This is a genomic window from Flavobacterium sp. Arc2 (assembly GCF_041431385.1).
GTDB lineage: Bacteria > Bacteroidota > Bacteroidia > Flavobacteriales > Flavobacteriaceae > Flavobacterium.
In genome coordinates, this window is record NZ_JASMRH010000002.1 from 221365 (window position 1) to 240741 (window position 19377).

Sequence of the window (19377 nt, forward strand, 5' to 3'; positions counted from 1 at the left end):
TTATGAAAATGTTTTCGGATAATCGATTTATCAAAAATAAAATATTTCTTTACTTACCAATAGTACTCCTTTTGCTACAATCATGTGCAACTAAAAAGGCTCAATATGGTAATAAAGTAGAAAATCCGGTACCCCAAAACGTAGTAGACACGGCAAAAATTGTGCATACCTTTTTTTTAATTGGCGATGCTGGCAATGCTGATGAAGCCGAACCTCAAAAAATGTTGCAATTACTACATGAACAACTTCTAGTGGCCAATAAAAACAGCACTTTACTGTTTCTAGGAGACAATATATACCCGAAAGGATTACCGAGTAAGAAAGACGAACCCGCCTATAAAATTGCCGAAGACAAATTATTAGCTCAACTAGCACTTTCTAAAAAGTTCAAAGGGCAGACCGTTTTTATTCCCGGAAACCACGATTGGTACAACGGAATCAAAGGGCTTGAAAAACAAGGTGAATTCATCACTGATTATTTAAAAGACAAAAACGCATTTTCACCTAGTAAAACCTGTGCAATTGATGATTTAGAAATAAACGACTTAGTTACTTTAATTACTATTGACAGTCAGTGGTTTTTAGAAGACTGGAATAAATCACCTACAATAAATGATAACTGCGACATTAAAACTCGTGAGGATTTCTTTGCTGAATTAGAAAGTTTACTAAGTAAAAACAAAGACAAAACGGTAATTTTAGCGCTGCACCATCCATTAATGAGTAACGGTACTCATGGAGGACAATTTTCTTTAGAAAAGCAACTTTTCCCTCTGGAGCAAAAAATTCCCCTGCCCATTATTGGGTCGGTTATTAATTTTTTACGAAAAACATCAGGTATTAGTCCGCAAGACATTCAAAACAAAAAGTATAGCGCATTATCAAACCGCATTCAAACGTATGTAAAAGGTTTCAATAATGTGATTGTGGTTTCTGGACACGACCATAATTTACAATACATTGATCATGAAAATGTCAAACAAATTATAAGTGGAGCTGGATCTAAATCAGAAGCTGCAAAGGCGGTTTATCCAAATGATTTTTCATACGGGAAAAATGGTTTTGCAACACTATCTCTTTATAACAACGGAAAAGCAATGGTTTCTTTTTACGGAAAAGAAAATAACAAGTTAAATTTATTGTTTCAAAAAACGATTTTATTTCCACCATCAAAAGTAACACTAGACTATCCTACAAAATTTCCACAGACTACTAAAGCTTCCGTTTATACTCCCGACATGATTCACAAAAGTAAGTTTCATAATTTTTTATTTGGAACACATTATCGTGAATATTTCGGTACACAAATAGCAGCAAAAACAATCACTCTTGACAAACTTTATGGAGGTTTGACGCCCACAATTGCAGGCGGTGGTCATCAATCTAAATCTTTACGACTTGAAGATTCTAACGGTAAAGAATATGTAATACGCGCGGTTAAAAAAAGTGTATCTCGCTTTTTACAAAGTGTTGCCTTTAAAGACCAGTATGTAGAAGAGCGCTTTAAAAACACATTTGCCGAAGAGTTTTTATATGATTTCTACACCACATCACATCCTTATGCCCCTTTAGCAGTGGGTAATTTAGCTGATAACATTGGAGTTGCACATACTAATCCATTACTCTATTATATCCCAAAACAAAACCAGCTAAAAGATTTTAATGCTGATTTTGGCGATGAATTGTACTTAGTAGAAGAGCGCCCATCCAAAGAACAAATAGATGTGGCGAGTTTTGGCAAACCAGAGGACATAATAAGTACATATGATGTACTAGAAAAACTACACAAAGACGAGAAATATTCTATTGATGAAAAAGAATATATTAAAGCTCGTTTGTTTGACATGCTAATTGGTGATTGGGATAGGCATTATGACCAATGGCGTTGGGGAGAATACAAACAAGACAAAAAAGTAGTTTACAAGCCTATCCCAAGAGATCGCGACCAAGCGTTTTCAAAGTATGACGGAGCATTGCTTTCTATTTTAATGAATATTCCCGCTTTACGCCACATGCAATCTTTTAAAGAAGACATCAAAAACGTAAAATGGTTCAATAAAGAAGCCTATACATTAGATTTAGCATTATTAAAAACTTCGACAGAAAAAGAGTGGCTTGAGCAGGCTAAATACATTCAAGAAAATCTCTCGGATCAAGAGATAGATCGTGCTTTTGTCAATTTACCAAAAGAAGTTCAAGATCAAACGATTGAAGACATTAAGCATAATATAAAATCTCGCAGAGAATTGCTGACAAAATATGCTAGGAATTATTATAAGGTGTTACAAAAAACAGTTATAATAGTAGGCACAAACAAAGATGATAAATTTGTTATCGACCATAAGGGCAAAAAAAATCTGGAAGTTGCAGTTTATAGACTAAAAAAAGAAGGAGATGAACTTCTTTATAAAAAGTCGTTTACTAATGCGCACACTAAAAATATCTGGGTATACGGTTTAGACGATGATGATGTTTTTCAGGTAAAAGGAGCGAACAAATCGAAAATAAAAATCCGATTGATAGGTGGACAAAACAATGATATTTACAATGTAGAAAATGGTAAAAAAATTACAATTTTAGACTTTAATTCTAAAGAAAATACTTTTAACCTAGATCACAGAGCTAAAAAATCACTGTCTGATGATTATGAAACTAGCCTTTACGATTACAGAAAACCCAAATACAATGTATTCTCAGGCTTACCTATATTAGGTTTTAATCCTGATGACGGTATAAAATTTGGAATTATTGCTAACTATACCATTAATAAATTTAAGCGAAATCCTTATACACGAAAACATACTTTAAAAGCAAATTACTATTTTGCTACAGGAGGATTTGAATTACTTTATAATTTAAGTATTCCTAAACTTTATAAGGATTGGGATTTCGATTTCGCAACACAATTTACAAGTCCTAATTTTGCCATCAACTATTTTGGTTATGGTAATAACTCCGTAAATAATGATGAAGAAGACGGAAAGGATTATAATAGGGTTCGCATTAGAATTGCAAAATTCGCACCACAAATCACAAAAGTAGGACTTTATGGAAGCGTTATTAATTTCAAAACAGAATTTGAAAATATTGATGTTGAGAGAACAAAAGATCGTTTTATAGCAATCCCAAATACGGTTAACCCAACAGTTTTTGACAACCAATTATTTGCAGGTGCAAGCTTAAAATATAGCTTTGATAATTATGACAACCCCGCTTTTCCAACATTAGGTATGGGATTTTCTATTACTGGAGGTTGGAAAATAAACTTAGAAGACACAAAGCGAAATTTCCCTGCAATAGAATCTAAGCTTAGTTTTAATCATAAAATTGATGCAAACGGAAAAATTGTTTTAGCAACTCTACTTAAAGGAAAAGCGATATTAAACGATAATTTCGAATTTTATCAAGGAGCAACTTTAGGAGGTGATTATGACTTAAGAGGTTTTAGAAATGAACGTTTTATAGGGAATTATTCCTTCTTTCAAAGTAGCGATATTCGCTGGAATATAGGAACAATCAAAAATAGTTTTATCCCTATGTCTTATGGAGTTCTAGGCGGTTATGACTATGGAAGAGTATGGCTAAAGGGTGAAGAATCTGATAAATGGCATCAATCAGTTGGTGGCGGATTATGGCTTAACGGATTAGATGTTCTTACAGCAAGAATCACTTATTTTAAAAGTGCCGATGATCAGGCGCGTTTTACTTTTGGTCTAGGACTAGGTTTTTGATTTTAACTTTTTCAGGTTTACTTCATAAACCTTTCCTCCCATTTTTTTAGTTTTTTCATCAGCGATAAAAACTGTTTTATTGTCTTTAAAACTGATGCTTTCTTTTTGAGAATAATGCTTTAAATCAAGTTCCTTTACAGTTCCTGACAAGAAATCATCCTTTTTATAACCCTCAAAAAGCCAAATTTTACTATGACTCAAAAGCACTACTTTTGAGTCATCAGGACTAATAGCAGCGCTTGTGATAGCATCAGTTTCATAATCGTTTCCAGTAATAAACTTACCAATTAATTGTGCTTTTTGAAAGCCTGCTTTATTTATAATTTTATATATGCTGCTGGTACCGTCAAAATCTTTACTTCTATTTTTAGTAAAGAGGTAAAAGAAACCCTCATACTCAAAAAAACTTTCTACATCAAATACTAAATTTTTCTTCTTTGGCGGAAACTCTGTTTGTTCTGGGTAGGCAAAGTTTATTTTGTAAGCTGGAGAAGCTGAAGCAGATTTCAGACCACTTTTATCAATTTTATAAATACATAAATCCCTTCTTTCATTTTCATTATTCCCAAAATCACCTATATACAAATTACCTTGATTATCTTGAGTAATATCTTCCCAATCCCTATTTTTAGTATCGGTTATTGTAATTTCATTTTCAATTTTTCCTTCTGGATTTAGACTATAAATTTTATTAGCATTCCCGCTATCTTCCAAAGTCCAAAGTAAATTGGTATCTTCTGCATAACTAATTCCAGAGACTTCTTTAAGTTTTTTTGGTAAGGAGTATAGAGTAGATAACACACCTGAATCTTGCTGACAGGATAGTATTAAAAAGGAAACGGAAACAATCGAAATGTAGTTTTTCATATTCTAGGCTAAAATAGATTAATAGGAATGAACTTTGGAGCGTTTAAATTAAAACCCAGGCTTAAATAAATTAGCATTTTTATAATTTCTGGTAACAAATCGGAAGGCTGCTGTTAAAACATTCCCCATCCTTTTAGCATTTTTAAAATTCAAATCATTTGTAAATAAAAACAAATCGTTCTTTAGCCGTTGTACATGTTCATCAGGGGCAATAAGGTCATTTCCCATAATCTTCAATAGCCTTTTAATACGTGTTTCTGCCGAAAGGATTCTTTTAGCTAAAACCGCTCGTTCTTCATTCTTATATTGTTCAATGGAGCTATCCTGTAATTTATCCTTCACTAATTTTACCATTGGATAATTCTCTTTAAAGAACTGCGGTCTATAGATCTTGAAATTCCCCTCATAACATTGCTGATCAAAATCAATGGGGCGAATTCTATACACTACCTGGTCAAAATCGTGAATGGGTACAATTACATAATTATAAGCACGCATATCTCCTAAAAGACGTATCATACAACGCTCATTAAACTTTACAAATTCTTTGGCTATCTGTGCTTTTTCGGTTTCGCTACAATCCTCCAAAAGTGTTTTTATAAATACATCTCCTGGAATTCCCATGATATGCTCTTCAATTAATGTATCTTCATATACTAAGAAGTTGATCTTGTCAGGAGATAAAATATGTTCTAATTCCAGTCCATATACACGCGAAGCATCTGCTTTTTTTACGTAAAAATGAGTGTAATTATCATTTAATATGTTTCTAACTTTTATTCGAAAAGGCTTCGAATTCCCAAAAGTGCAATAATCAATTGAATCTACATTCAAAAACTTAATAATGTCTAAATTCCCATCAGAATGCAAAAGTGAATAGATCTTTTTTAAAGTTAGATCAATTTCCATTCTTTCAAATTCATTATAATACACCCTAATCCATAAGGTATCTACCTCTTGCTTATCGTAAACGTTTATAGCTCCTGAGAACCGCAATAAATCATCATAAACTACAGGAACTTTAGAGATACGATCAAACCGACCTAAATAATCAAAAAGGGCATTATTTATAGGATAGGATGGTTTTTTAAACAGTACTTCAGAATCGCTCATTATGTTGATTTTAATGCAAATTTACGTCAATTTATAGCTATATGATAATAAAACACAAACTTCTTAATTTTTCAGAAGTATAAAAGACTAAGAAGTCCACCCTAATTTTCTAAAATTATCAGTCATAAAATACAATTCTCCAGACGATAAAGTTTCTCCTAAAATTAATTACGAAATCAATAGATGGTAATTTCTTGATGAGTCTACCCTTTTAACCATTAAAGGAAAAATCATCATTTTATTGTTACCTCTTTCCTTGCTCCTTATAATATCGAAATGCTAAAAAACAACATTGCTAAAAACTATGTCATAAGTCCCATTACTACTCAAAAATTAGAAGAAGCAACCGCCTTAACCCCATAACAAACTAATTTTGCTATAACGGTAACAATTTGTTAATTTGCTCGTCCTATATATAATATAAAAAACCAACATTTTGGAAACTATCCTTTCTATTAAAAATCTTAGCAAACGCTATGGAAGTGTGCAGGCCTTAAAAGATATTTCTTTCGAAATAAAAAAAGGCCACGTTTATGGTATTCTAGGCCCTAACGGAAGCGGAAAATCAACAACCCTTGGAATTGTTTTGAATGTGGTCAATAAAACTTCGGGGGAATACAGCTGGTTTGATGGAAAAATGGAAACCCATGATGCTTTGAAAAAAGTGGGAGCTATTATCGAAAGGCCCAATTTCTACCCTTATATGACGGCACAGGAAAATCTAAGGTTAGTTTGTAAAATAAAGGATATTAGTTATGCTAAAATTCTTGAAAAACTACAACTTGTGGGTTTAGATGAAAGAAAAGATAGTAAGTTCAGCACCTTTTCATTAGGAATGAAACAACGCTTAGCGATTGCCTCTGCCCTATTAAATGATCCAGAAATATTGATTTTAGACGAACCTACTAACGGTTTAGATCCGCAGGGAATTCATCAAATTAGAGATATTATAAAACAGATAGCTGCGCAGGGAACTACTATTTTATTAGCCTCTCATTTATTAGATGAAGTCGAGAAAGTGTGTTCACATGTCTTAGTTTTGAGAAAGGGACTTGTCCTCTATTCTGGGAGTGTACATGGCATGTCATCCAATGAAGGTTTTTTTGAGCTACAAGCCGAAGATTCTCAAGCTTTGCTTGAAGTTTTAAAAACGCACCCCGCTATAGAAAGTATTAAACAAGAAGAAGAGAAAGTTTTTGTATATCTAAAAACTCCTTTAGAAGCCGCGGTTTTAAATAAATTCCTTTATGAAAACAATATTAATCTAAGTCATTTGGTTAAACGCAAACACAGTTTGGAAGAGCAATTTTTAGAATTGACAAAAAATGCTAAACCAACACTTAAAAACTAAAAAAATGAAAAGATTATTATCTATTGAATTACAAAAAATATGGATGAACAAAGCAAGTCGGGTTTTGACTTTGACCTACTTCATTTTACTTTCCTTTATAGCGTTAATCGCATCCATAAAATTTGACATTGGTTTTTTTAAAATCCATCTTGCTGAAATGGGTATCTTTAATTTTCCTTTTATTTGGCATTTTAATACTTATATTGCTGCAATTTTAAAATTGTTCTTAGCCATCGTTATTGTCTCCATGATGGCAAATGAGTATAGCTACGGTACTTTAAAACAAAACCTGATTGACGGATTGAGTAAAAAAGAGTTCGTTTTGTCTAAATACTTGACCGTCCTCTTATTTTCTTTTTGCTCTACTGTTTTTGTATTCATCATGAGTTTAATATTAGGATTTGTATTTTCATCTTATACAGAGTTATCCATAGTTTTTTCTCAAATGGAATATCTACTGGCATTCTTTGTCAAATTAGTTGGTTTTTTCTCCTTTTGTTTATTTTTAGGAATACTGGTAAAACGATCTGCATTTGCATTAGGATTTCTGCTAGTATGGAATATTATTGAGGGAATTGCTAAGGGCATTTTAACATTTAAAATATTCCCAGATAATAAAACAGCTGATTATATAACTCAATTTTTTCCCTTAGAATCCATGTCAAATTTAATAGTAGAGCCTTTTTCTAGGTTATCAGTTATAAAAAATATTGGAACACAAATTGGAGTGGATAGCATTAAAGATTACAGCGTCCATTTTTCATCTCTACTTATTGTATTGTCCTGGTCGATTATATTTATGTTACTTTCTTACAAGTTGTTAAAAAATAGAGATTTATAGTATATTTATTAGACTATGAAGTCTCTAAAAATAATATCGATTTATTTTTTTCTTTTTTTCATTCCCTTGATGGGAAGTGCACAATCAATAACGGTAAATGATTCTTATACTGCACAAAATCTTGTAGATCTATTGACAAATAATGGTTCGTGCTCCACTACTTCAAATCCTAGTGTTTCAGGAGACACCTTTTCAGGGACTCAGAAAAGTTATGGTTCTTTTAATTCCGGAACAAGCAGTTTCCCTTTTACGGAAGGAGTTCTTTTAAGCACTTGGAGTAGTGTAAAATCCAAAGGTCCTTATGTAGAAAATATTCCTGCCGCAGACAGTAATCAATGGCTAGGAGATCCAGATTTAGATACCGTTTTAGGAAAGTCTACGCTAAACGCAACAGTTTTAGAATTTGATTTTACACCTTTAACCAATTTTTTAAGTTTTGATTATATATTTGCTTCTAATGAATACCAAAGCTTTTTTCCTTGTAGCTATTCCGATGCTTTTGCTTTTTTAATAAAAGAATCCGGAAGCACTGCTCCTTATCAAAACTTGGCTCTAATTCCAAATACCACGATTCCTTTAACCTCCACAAATGTGCACCCTCTAATTCCTGCTGTAAATCCACCACCACCTTTTGGAACAAATGGTTGTCCGGCAGTGAACGAGTCCTATTTTGGAGCATTTAACACCTCTTCAAGTCCTATAAACTACGCTGGACAAACTGTTGTAATGAACGCTCGAACCAATGTAATTCCTAATAAGACTTATCATATAAAACTAGTAATTGCAGACAATGAATCTACAACATTTAACTCAGCTGTTTTTATAAAAGCAGGCAGCTTTAAATCTAAAATAGATTTAGGCACGGATCGACTAGTATCCACAAATAACGGAATCTGTTATGGAGAGAATTATGTTATAAATACAAGCTTACCGTTAACTAATACTTACAAATGGTATAAAGACAATATTCTAATTGCCGGTGAAACAAGTGCTTCTTACACCGCTAAAGCTGCTGGCACTTATAGATTTGAATTAGATGTTCCTAATTGTACCTCTTCGGGAGAAATAAAAATTGAATATACTCCAGAAATAGTACTGAACAATACTACTTTAGTACAGTGTGATGATAATGGGGATGGAATCTCCACTTTTAACTTAACGAAAGTAGACAGTAAAATCAAAAATAATGATTCTTCTTTAAATCCAGTTGTTTATTACGAAACATTGGCAGAAGCCAAAGGATCATCAAATGCGATTGCAAATTCTACATCGTATACGAACAAATCTCAAAATCAAATCTTATATGCAAAAGTTACTAATTCTTATGGTTGCGAAAAATATGCTGAATTAACACTCCAAATTTCTAATGAAAGTATTACTCCTCAAAATCCATTTACAACCTGTGACGCAGATGCAAGCCAAGACGGCTTATCTGTTTTTGATCTAAAAACAGATATAACTCCCGCCGTTTTAAATGGACTGCCGGCTGGATTAGATGTAGAATACTATTTGAGTCCAGTAGACGCTATTTTACAAAATAATGCATTTCCTAATTTATTCAATAATACGAACCCCTATCAACAAATTATTTTCGCGAAAATAATAAACGGCCCCGATTGCTATGATATCATACCTATCACACTTATAGTAGATACATTTAGCCCTCCAAATTTTGAAGATGTAAATGCAAGCTTATGCAATGGAAACTCGTTGAACCTATCAATAGCAAAAGGGTTTTCAAGCTACTTATGGAATACAGGAGAAACAACAAATTCAATAACACTAACTTCGGAAGGAGACTATTTCGTCACAGTTACCAATTCAAACGGATGCACAGCAACTAAAAATTTTTATATAAATAGTTCAGAAATAGCAACTATAAACGGAGCTACAATAAATGATTTCGCCGGAAATGAAAACTCAGTAGCAATAGAATATACAGGATCAGGAGATTATGAGTTTTCAATTGACGGTTCCTATTTTCAGGATAATCCTCAATTTGAAGGAATAGCTGCAGGAACTTATATCGCTTCTGCAAGGGATAAAAATGGCTGTGGTTTATCAGATCCCTTTGTATTCTACGTATTAGATTATCCCAGATACTTCACTCCTAACGGAGATGGCTATAATGATTTTTGGAATATTGACAATCTTGATCTATTACCAAAATCCACGATAACCATATTTAATCGCTATGGAAAATTACTGAAAGAAATAAGCCCATCAAGTGTAGGATGGAATGGGACCTATACTGGACATCCAGTAGTCGCTGATGACTATTGGTTTAATTTAACTTTTGAAGACGGAAAAATCATAAATGGTCATTTTTCTTTAAAAAGATAATAGATATTTAACTATTTTTAGCGAATGAAACAAACTTTACTTATTTTCTTTATTTTCTTATCAATAGGCTGTTTTGCACAATTTAGTAAAACGCATTATATACCGCCAATTACAGCTCAAAATAATTTAGTAGGAGACCACTATTTATACATTTCGACACCAAGCGCTACCAACGTTAATTTCAAAATCATTGAGAACGGAGGCTCGGTAATTTCTGGTGTTGTCAACAACACTACCCCTTTTGTATACAGTATTGGACAGGGGAATAATACTCAATTATTCACTCCTAAAACAGTAATTGGAACAATTCAAAACAAAGGTTATATTATAGAAGCCGAAAATTTAATTTATGTTAGTGTACGGGTGAACTCCGGATTAACAAATATTGGTACATATAACCATGCTGGTGGTCTTGTTTCTAAAGGAAATAGTGCCCTAGGAAAATTTTTTAGACTAGGTGCAATGTTAAATCCCCTTTACGACACATCTTTATTAAATTTTGCTTCCGTTCTTTCAACAGAAAACAACACCAGAGTAACTATTTCAAATATTCCTGATGGTACCGTTCTTAGTGACGGCACTATAATTAACGGGCCCATTATAAAAATATTAAATAAAAATGAAAGCTATGTTTTAGCTTTAGAAAATTATTCTAACACCATTTCTAATAGCTCTAAAATGATAGGTGCTCTTGTAGAATCTGACAAACCGATAGCAGTTAATTCAGGCTCATTTGGCGGGAGTAATAATACATTAGTTAATGCAGCAAATACGATGGGAACTGGCAGAGATATAGGCTTTGATCAAATTGTTCCCTTAGAAAAAACGGGGAAAGAATATATATTTGTAAAAGGTAATGGAACTAATGAGATAGAAAGAGTCATTTTAGTTGCACATAGCAATAATACTCAAATATTTACTAATGGAAATTCAATTCCAGTTGCAACACTTACTGCTGGAAGCTATTATGTCCTAAGTGGAAGTGATTTTGTTAATGGAAACTTATATGTAAATTCTTCAGAGAACGTATTTGCATACCAATGTATTGGAGGTTCGAATTCTCCTGCAAATCAAAACTTATTTTTTGTACCGCCAATAAATTGCTCAACACCTAATGTTGTTGATAACATCCCATTAATCGAATCAATAGGAACTGTAACATACACTGGAGGACTAAACATCGTTACAGAAACAGGTGGCACCGTAACCATAAATAATAGTCCCATTAATGCAACCGCAGTTGCAGTTGTGGGTAATCCCGCTTTTGTTCGATACACTGTTAGCAATCTGTCAGGAAACATTGCCGTAAAATCTACCAAACAGGTCTACGTATCATATTTTGCAACAAACGGTGCTGCTACTTATGGTGGATACTATTCAGGTTTTGACACTAAGCCTGAAATCGTAACTGACAATTTAGCCCTAAATAGCACAAATTGCATCCCAAATGTAAACTTGAGCATTAGTACTTTTTCTTCATATGACACATTTCAATGGTATTTTAATGACGCCCCAATAATTGGAGCTAATTCAAATTCATATACACCAACTCAACCAGGATATTACCAAGTTAAAGGAGGAATTCTGGGCTGTGTTAGCAATGTGTTTTCTGATAAAATCCCAGTGAGTGACTGTGCCTTAGACTCTGATAATGACGGTGTAAATAACAACATAGATATTGACAATGATAATGATGGAATACTAAATTGTACTGAGTCTTATGGAAATCAAGCAATCGATCTTTCCAATATTTCAACTGGTACTATCAATAAAAATGATTATCTCAATTCTTACAACGCAACTCTAACTTCAAACAACTCTATTACACCCTCAACATTTATTGGTAAAATAAACGGAGATTTCACGACTGAAGTACCCATGGGAAATGGTAATACAGTTACTCATGAAATGAATTTTACAAAACCAATTTCAATAGCACTAGAATATGTAACGACTGCTGACGTAACTGATTTATTAAATTCCAACTCCGAATTTATATTAAAATCTCCTGTAAACAAGACTATTACAGTGTTGAATCCAAATAATCAACTACTTATTGACACTAATTACGATGGGATTTTTGAAAGTGACATAACCGAATTTTCCTCTTTTGAAATTCGATTCAGACTGAATAGCGCAGTACCATTAGCCGCAGGAACAGGCACATTTAGTTTTCGTTCTTTTATGACAGAATCACTTTCGATAACTCATAAAAACTTATCTGACACAGAGACTAATAAATCCTCATTTGCAATTGTAGCTACATGCATACCTAGAGATACAGATCTTGACGGAATTCCAGACCAATTAGATTTAGATAGCGACAATGATGGAATTCCAGATATAATAGAAGCTCAAGTTAATAGCTCCGTTGCATTATCCAATACTGACACCAACAAAAATGGTCTTGACAATGCTTTTGAACCTGGATTAACTCCCATAGACACAGATAATGATGGTACACCGGACTTTTTAGATTTGGATAGTGATAATGATGGAATTTATGATTCAACAGAAACGGGAAGTTTAGCGACAGACACTGATGGCGACGGAATTAAAGATTATAGAGAACTTGACAGTGATAACGATGGCTGTAATGACGTTATAGAAGCCGGGTTTACGGATTCAAATAGTGATGGAATACTAGGCTCAATTACACCTCCAACTGCTGATTCTAAAGGAATTGTAACAAGTAGAACTAATGGTTATACAACTCCAAACGCTAATTATACTATTGCAGCTCCTATTATAATCAACACCCAACCTATTGTTCCTCCTACATGCGAACTACAAAACACCACAATTAAAATAGTTGATAATGGTGGGAACAACTATCAATGGCAACTATCGATTGATGGTAATAGTTGGAATCCAATAATACCTAATACAGTCTATAGTGGAACCGCAACAAATACATTAAATATTTCTAGTGTCACAAACGCAATGAATAATTACAAGTACAGGGTTTTACTAAATAAACCCGGTAACTCTTGTGATACGCTTTCATCAGAAGCTACATTAACGGTATATGCTCTACCTACAGTGTCAAACCCGATTACCTTAGTACAATGTGACGATGACGGAGACGGCATATCAAACTTTAACCTCACGGAAAAAAATAGTTTCATTTCGGCAAATCATCTTGTTGAAACCTTTACTTATTACACTTCTCAAAATGGAGCAAATACAAAAGATGATTTGGCCCAAATTAAAGACCCCTTTGCTTACATCAGTCCAAGTGCATCTGTATGGACCCGAGTGGAAAACCAAAATGGTTGTTATAGAATATCACAATTGAATTTAATTGTCTCGTCAACCCAAATTCCAACAACATTCAAACGTACTTTTTCAAGCTGTGATGATTCACTCGATAATATTAATGATGACAAAGATGGTATTTCAACCTTTGATTTCAGCAGTGTTACCAATGAAATAAAAAGTTCTTTTCTATCGTCAAGCACTTTATACGCAATAAAATATTACAGAAATGAGGCAGATGCCCTATCAGAGAGGAACGAAATAACAAATACTTCCAATTATAGAAATATTGGCTATCCTAACCAACAAGAAATATGGGTTCGTGTTGAAAGTACGCTAGACAATGCTTGTTACGGTTTAGGCCCACATGTAACACTAACGGTAAATGCAAAACCAAATATTAATACAAATGACGATCATGACGAGGATGAATTAGTCTGCTCTAACAATCCTTCATTTTTTGTACGTCTTGATTCTGGAATTCAAGATGGAACACCTACAAGCAATTATACTTATCAATGGACAAAAGACGATGTGATTCTAACTCCTGAAACTAAATACTTTTTAAATGTAAACGCGGTAGGAGTCTATACAGTAAAAGTAAGTAGTCTTTTTGGCTGCAGCAGAATCCGAACAATAAAAGTTACTGCATCAGACATTGCTACAATCGATAGCATAGATATTATAGACCTTGCCGATAATAATTCCGTAACCATCAACGTAACTGGCATAGGTGACTATGAATACAACTTAGATGATCCAACTTCTAGCTTTCAACCTTCAAATGTATTCGAAAATGTAATTGCAGGTATTCACGAAGTTTACATAAACGACAAAAACGGCTGTGGAAAAGTACAAAAAACCGTTGCTGTAATTGGCGTGCCTCGATTTTTTACTCCAAACAATGACGGCTACAACGACTATTGGAACTTAAAAGGAGTCAATAATGACCTAAATGCCAAGTCGGTAATCTACATTTTTGACCGATATGGCAAACTATTAAAAGAACTAAAGCCAAACAGCCTTGGGTGGAACGGAACCTTTAACGGCGCACCACTACCCGCTGATGATTATTGGTACACCATAAAGCTAGAAGACAACCGTGAATTAAAAGGTCACTTTAGCTTAAAAAGATAAACCAATCCTAGCAGCAAATTCTATAAAACACTACAATTAGCCCCAGATTAATCCATTTAATCTGGGGCTAATTTTTTTTTGAACCAAAAACACATCACAACAACTATTTTTATAAAGCATCTACATTATTAGGTCGTGCCCCGCCAAAAAAAAGCGGGTCGGGCTATACGCTAAAATCTTTTAAGGGGCGAAACAAAGCCCCCTAAAAGGATTTCCACTGTTATCCCTCACGAAATAGAGCTAAACAACTTCAGCTACTCCAAAACAAGTATCCAAACAAAAAAACAGATACAAAAAAAAGCCACTTCTTTCGAAATGGCTTTTTTAATATACTTGTGATATAATTAGATTTTAAATCTTTTTCTATCAGTTTCTGTCAAATAAATTTTTCTCAAACGAATAGATTTTGGAGTAACCTCTACATATTCATCTTTTTGAATGTACTCTAACGCTTCCTCAAGAGAGAAAATAATTGGAGGGATAATTCTAGCTTTCTCATCATTTCCAGATGAACGTACGTTAGACTGTTTTTTAGCCTTAGTTACGTTAACACACATATCATCGCTACGTGAGTTTTCTCCAATTACTTGACCTTCATAAATTTCATCATTAGGATTAACGAAGAATTTACCACGATCTTGTAATTTATCGATAGAATAAGGAATTGCTTTTCCATTTTCCATAGAGATTAATGAACCATTGTTACGTCCAGGAATAGCTCCTTTGAAAGGCTCATATCCAATATAACGGTGTGACATAATAGCCTCACCTGCAGTAGCAGTTAACAATTGATTACGTAGTCCAATGATTCCACGAGATGGAATGTTGAATTTGATAATCATACGTTCTCCTTTACCTTCCATAGAAAGCATTTCACCTTTACGGATAGTAACGAATTCTACCGCTCTACCAGAAAGATTTTCAGGTAAGTCGATTGTTAATTCCTCAATTGGCTCACATTTTTTACCATCAATTTCTTTAATGATAACTTGTGGTTGACCGATTTGCAACTCATAACCTTCTCTTCTCATTGTTTCAATAAGAACAGATAAGTGAAGTACACCACGACCAAAAACCATAAACTTATCAGCTGAATCAGTTTCACCCAATTTCATTGCTAAGTTTTTCTCTAATTCTTTTGTCAAACGGTCTCTAATATGACGAGAAGTTACAAATTTTCCCTCTTTACCAAAGAAAGGAGAGTCATTAATTGTAAACAACATACTCATTGTTGGCTCATCAATAGTAATTGTTTGTAACGCTTCTGGGTTTTCAAAATCAGCGATTGTATCTCCAATTTCAAATCCTTCAACTCCAACAATTGCACAGATATCTCCAGCAATTACCTCTTGAACTTTTTTACGACCTAATCCTTCAAAAGTATGTAATTCTTTAATACGTGATTTAACAATTACACCATCTCTTTTACATAAAGAAATTGGCATTCCTTCTTTCAAAACACCTCTTTCAAGACGACCAATAGCGATACGACCTGTAAAAGCCGAAAAGTCTAATGAAGTAATCAACATTTGAGGAGTTCCTTCTGATACTTTAGGAGCTGGTACATTTTCGATAACCATATCTAATAATGCTTCAACATTATCAGTTACGTTTTCCCAATGGTCAGACATCCAGTTATTCTTAGCAGAACCATAAACCGTTGGGAAATCCAACTGTTCTTCTGTTGCTCCTAATTCAAACATTAAGTCAAAAACTTTTTCATGAACTTCTTCAGGAGTACAGTTTTCTTTATCAACTTTATTAATAACAACGCATGGCTTTAAACCAAGGTCTAGTGCTTTTTGTAATACAAAACGAGTTTGAGGCATAGGTCCTTCAAATGCATCCACTAACAAACAAACTCCATCAGCCATGTTCAATACACGCTCTACCTCACCACCAAAATCGGCGTGACCAGGAGTATCGATAATGTTGATTTTTGTTCCTTTGTACTGAACAGAAACATTCTTAGAAGTAATGGTAATACCTCTTTCACGCTCTAAGTCGTTGTTATCAAGGATTAAGTCACCTGTGTTTTCGTTGTCACGAAATAACTGACAGTGATACATAATTTTATCAACCAAAGTTGTTTTACCGTGATCGACGTGGGCAATAATTGCAATGTTTCTAATAGATTCCATCTGTGATTTTTAATGGGTGCAAAGGTACACTTTATTTTGACATAAAAAATATTTATCCAATAGTTTACATATTGTTAACGTTTTAGATATTAAAGTTAAGTTAAAAAATAAGTGCAAAAGGGTATTTTGTAATTCATTATAATTAATTACATTTGAGTAATGAAAAGCAAATCCAACCACTTAACCATCGTATACATCCTTATAGCCATCTTCGTAGCTATCGTTTTTCACAAACTTTCCTTAAAGTATTATTATTTAGACAACTACCAAATCTACAATTTTATAAAAGACCTAGTTTTAGTTTTTTTAACCGGAATAACCTTTAGATATATTCTATCTGTAAACGACAAAAGAAATAAAGTTATATTCGAAAAACTAAAAAGAACAAACGACGAAATTAAAGAATCAAATGAGAAATATGATATTGTTGCTAAAGCAACAAGCGATACTATTTGGGATTGGAAAATACAAGAAGACAACCTCCTTTGGAGTAAAGGAATAAAAAGCATCTTTGGATATAATCAAGAAGAGATTGGAGATAGTTCAAAGTGGTGGTTTGATAACATACATCCCGAAGACAGTATAAAAATGTCCATTAAATTATATTCTTTTATAGAACAAAAAACTCAAAATTGGCAAGATGAATATCGCTTTAAATGTGCTGACAACACCTATAAATATGTACTGGATAGAGGTTTTCTTCTAAAAGACGAAAACGGCAAAGCAATAAGAATGATTGGAGCCATTCAAGATATAACTAAACAAAAAGAAGAAGAACTAAGACTTAAGTTATTAGAAACCGTAATCGTTCAAACAAAAGACGCAATAATCATTACAGAAGCGAATTTCAATAAACGTAAACTTCCTAAAATAGTTTATGTCAACCCTGCTTTTTCTATAATGACAGGATACTCTACTTATGAAATTATAGGGCAATCTCCAGACCTTTTAAAAGGTTTAAACTCTGATAAGAATAATATTATAAAAATAATAAATGCTATAAAAAACAGAGAAGAAGCTGTAATAGAAATGATTGCTTACACAAAAAATCATGAAGAATTTTGGCTGCGCTTTTCAATGATTCCGATTTATAATTCTGAAAATGAACTGACACACTGGGTTTCTATCCAGAGAGATGTCTCTGAAGAGAAAAAACAAGAAAAAGAAAAAGAACATCTCATAAGGGAATTAACTCAAAACAATAAGGACTTAAAACAATTTTCATACATCACCTCACACAATCTTCGAGCACCACTATCTAATTTAACTGGTTTATTAAATTTGATAGAAGACATCCCTATTACCGATCCAGAATTAAAAGAAATCTTACAGGGCTTTAATAGATCGACCTATCTTTTAAACGAAACGATCAACGACCTTACTAAAGTCATGATAATAAAAGACAATCCCTCTATTCAAAAAGAAGCAGTTGTAATAAAAGAAGTATTTGAAAATATTTTTAGTAAGATTACTGTTCAAATTGATATGCATCAACCTATAGTATTAATTGATTTTGAGACAGCACCCATATTGGAAATCAACAAATCTTATATCGAGAGCATATTATCAAATCTTTTAACAAATTCTATAAAATATAAATCAAAAAATAAAACGCTAGAAATAACAGTATCTACTCAACAGACTAAAAATTACACGACATTGATTTTTAGCGACAATGGAATAGGAATAGATTTAGACAGAAATAGAGATAAAATTTTTGGCCTTTACCAAAGATTTCATAACTATCCTGACAGTAAAGGTTTAGGACTGTACCTAGTAAAGTCGCAGGTCGAAGCCATGGGAGGAACCATCAGCATTCGAAGTGAAGTTGATAAAGGAACTACTTTTACTTTAACATTCAAAAACAAATAATACAATGCTCGACTTAATTTTATGTGTAGATGACGACCCGATAACATTAATGCTATGCAAAAAAGTACTTTGCAAAACTACATTTTCAAATGAAATAATCACAGCACAAAATGGCGAAGAAGCACTACAATATTTCGATTCAATCAAACTCACAGAAAACGGTACCAAAAAAGCACCTCAATTAATTTTTCTGGATTTAAACATGCCTGTGATGGGTGGTTGGGAATTCTTAGATCTATTTTGTGATTCCACTTATCAGGACTTTAATACCATTACAAAAGTTGTAATACTTTCATCAACAATTGATCCAGAAGACTTAGAAAAAGCTAAAAAATACTCCATGGTAATAGATTTTTTACCAAAACCAATTACCCTTTCAATGCTAGATTATTTATCAAATAAAATATAATAACAAAAGTTAATGATGCATAAATCATCATTTATCCACTAATAATATTAACCGTAAGAAACTTTTATAAAGGAGTATTTGCAGCCTAAAAATGACAGATATACACCAAATTCTTGTCATACAATCGCCAAATTATTACTGAGCACTCTCCATCCATCTATAATTTCACCTTTTTACCTCTTAAAACGGATCAAGTCTAAATGTTGTGGGGAAATATATAAATAACGACTTTTGCAATTATAAAATATGTCTCAATGCAAGATTCCTATAGCGAACTTATCAAGTTATTATTACCTGAAATCATAGTTGATTAT

At 33.1% G+C, this 19377-nt stretch carries 10 protein-coding genes; 7 read left to right on the top strand and 3 right to left on the bottom strand.

Going from position 1 to position 19377, the window contains the following annotated elements; translation table 11 throughout:
• The first annotated feature begins 2 nt into the window (after positions 1-2).
• The gene (locus QO182_RS02350) at positions 3-3731 is read left to right on the top strand and encodes a metallophosphoesterase (RefSeq protein WP_371559721.1); all 3729 of its coding nucleotides are present in this window, start codon (positions 3-5) and stop codon (positions 3729-3731) included.
• On the opposite strand, the gene QO182_RS02355 is transcribed toward QO182_RS02350, so the two are convergent.
• Entirely contained in the window at positions 3720-4598 is an 879-nt protein-coding gene (locus tag QO182_RS02355) for an SdiA-regulated domain-containing protein (RefSeq protein ID WP_371559723.1), read from the bottom strand. The genes QO182_RS02350 and QO182_RS02355 overlap by 12 nt on opposite strands.
• 48 nt (positions 4599-4646) lie before the next feature.
• The gene (locus QO182_RS02360; RefSeq protein ID WP_371543179.1) at positions 4647-5711 is read right to left on the bottom strand and encodes a hypothetical protein; all 1065 of its coding nucleotides are present in this window, start codon (positions 5709-5711) and stop codon (positions 4647-4649) included.
• Between the two features lie 436 nt (positions 5712-6147).
• Between QO182_RS02360 and QO182_RS02365 the strand changes: the two genes are divergently transcribed.
• Genes QO182_RS02365 through QO182_RS02380 form a run of 4 tightly spaced genes read left to right on the top strand, consistent with a single transcriptional unit; the run spans position 6148 to position 14641 of the window.
• Entirely contained in the window at positions 6148-7062 is a 915-nt protein-coding gene (locus QO182_RS02365; protein ID WP_371559727.1) for an ABC transporter ATP-binding protein, read from the top strand.
• A gap of 4 nt (positions 7063-7066) precedes the next feature.
• Positions 7067-7903 carry an ABC transporter permease gene (locus QO182_RS02370; RefSeq protein ID WP_371559729.1) on the top strand — a complete coding sequence of 279 codons (837 nt, stop codon included), beginning with the start codon at positions 7067-7069 and terminating at the stop codon, positions 7901-7903.
• 15 nt (positions 7904-7918) lie between these two features.
• The gene (locus QO182_RS02375; protein ID WP_371559731.1) at positions 7919-10246 is read left to right on the top strand and encodes a choice-of-anchor L domain-containing protein; all 2328 of its coding nucleotides are present in this window, start codon (positions 7919-7921) and stop codon (positions 10244-10246) included.
• 24 nt (positions 10247-10270) lie between these two features.
• Positions 10271-14641: a T9SS type B sorting domain-containing protein gene (locus QO182_RS02380; protein WP_371559734.1), complete on the top strand. Its 4371-nt coding sequence runs from the start codon at positions 10271-10273 to the stop codon at positions 14639-14641.
• Positions 14642-14985: 344 nt separating this feature from the next.
• Here QO182_RS02380 and typA read toward each other — a convergent pair whose 3' ends face one another.
• On the bottom strand, positions 14986-16782 hold the full coding sequence (gene typA / locus QO182_RS02385) for a translational GTPase TypA (RefSeq protein WP_371543191.1): 1797 nt from the start codon (positions 16780-16782) through the stop codon (positions 14986-14988).
• Between the two features lie 159 nt (positions 16783-16941).
• On the opposite strand from typA, the gene QO182_RS02390 reads away from it, so the two are divergent.
• Both QO182_RS02390 and QO182_RS02395 read left to right on the top strand, forming a co-directional pair.
• Complete coding sequence (locus QO182_RS02390) at positions 16942-18654, top strand: PAS domain-containing protein (RefSeq protein ID WP_371559737.1); 1713 nt, start codon at positions 16942-16944, stop codon at positions 18652-18654.
• A 4-nt stretch (positions 18655-18658) separates the two neighbouring features.
• Positions 18659-19063: a response regulator gene (locus QO182_RS02395; RefSeq protein ID WP_371543197.1), complete on the top strand. Its 405-nt coding sequence runs from the start codon at positions 18659-18661 to the stop codon at positions 19061-19063.
• Positions 19064-19377 lie beyond the last annotated feature (314 nt).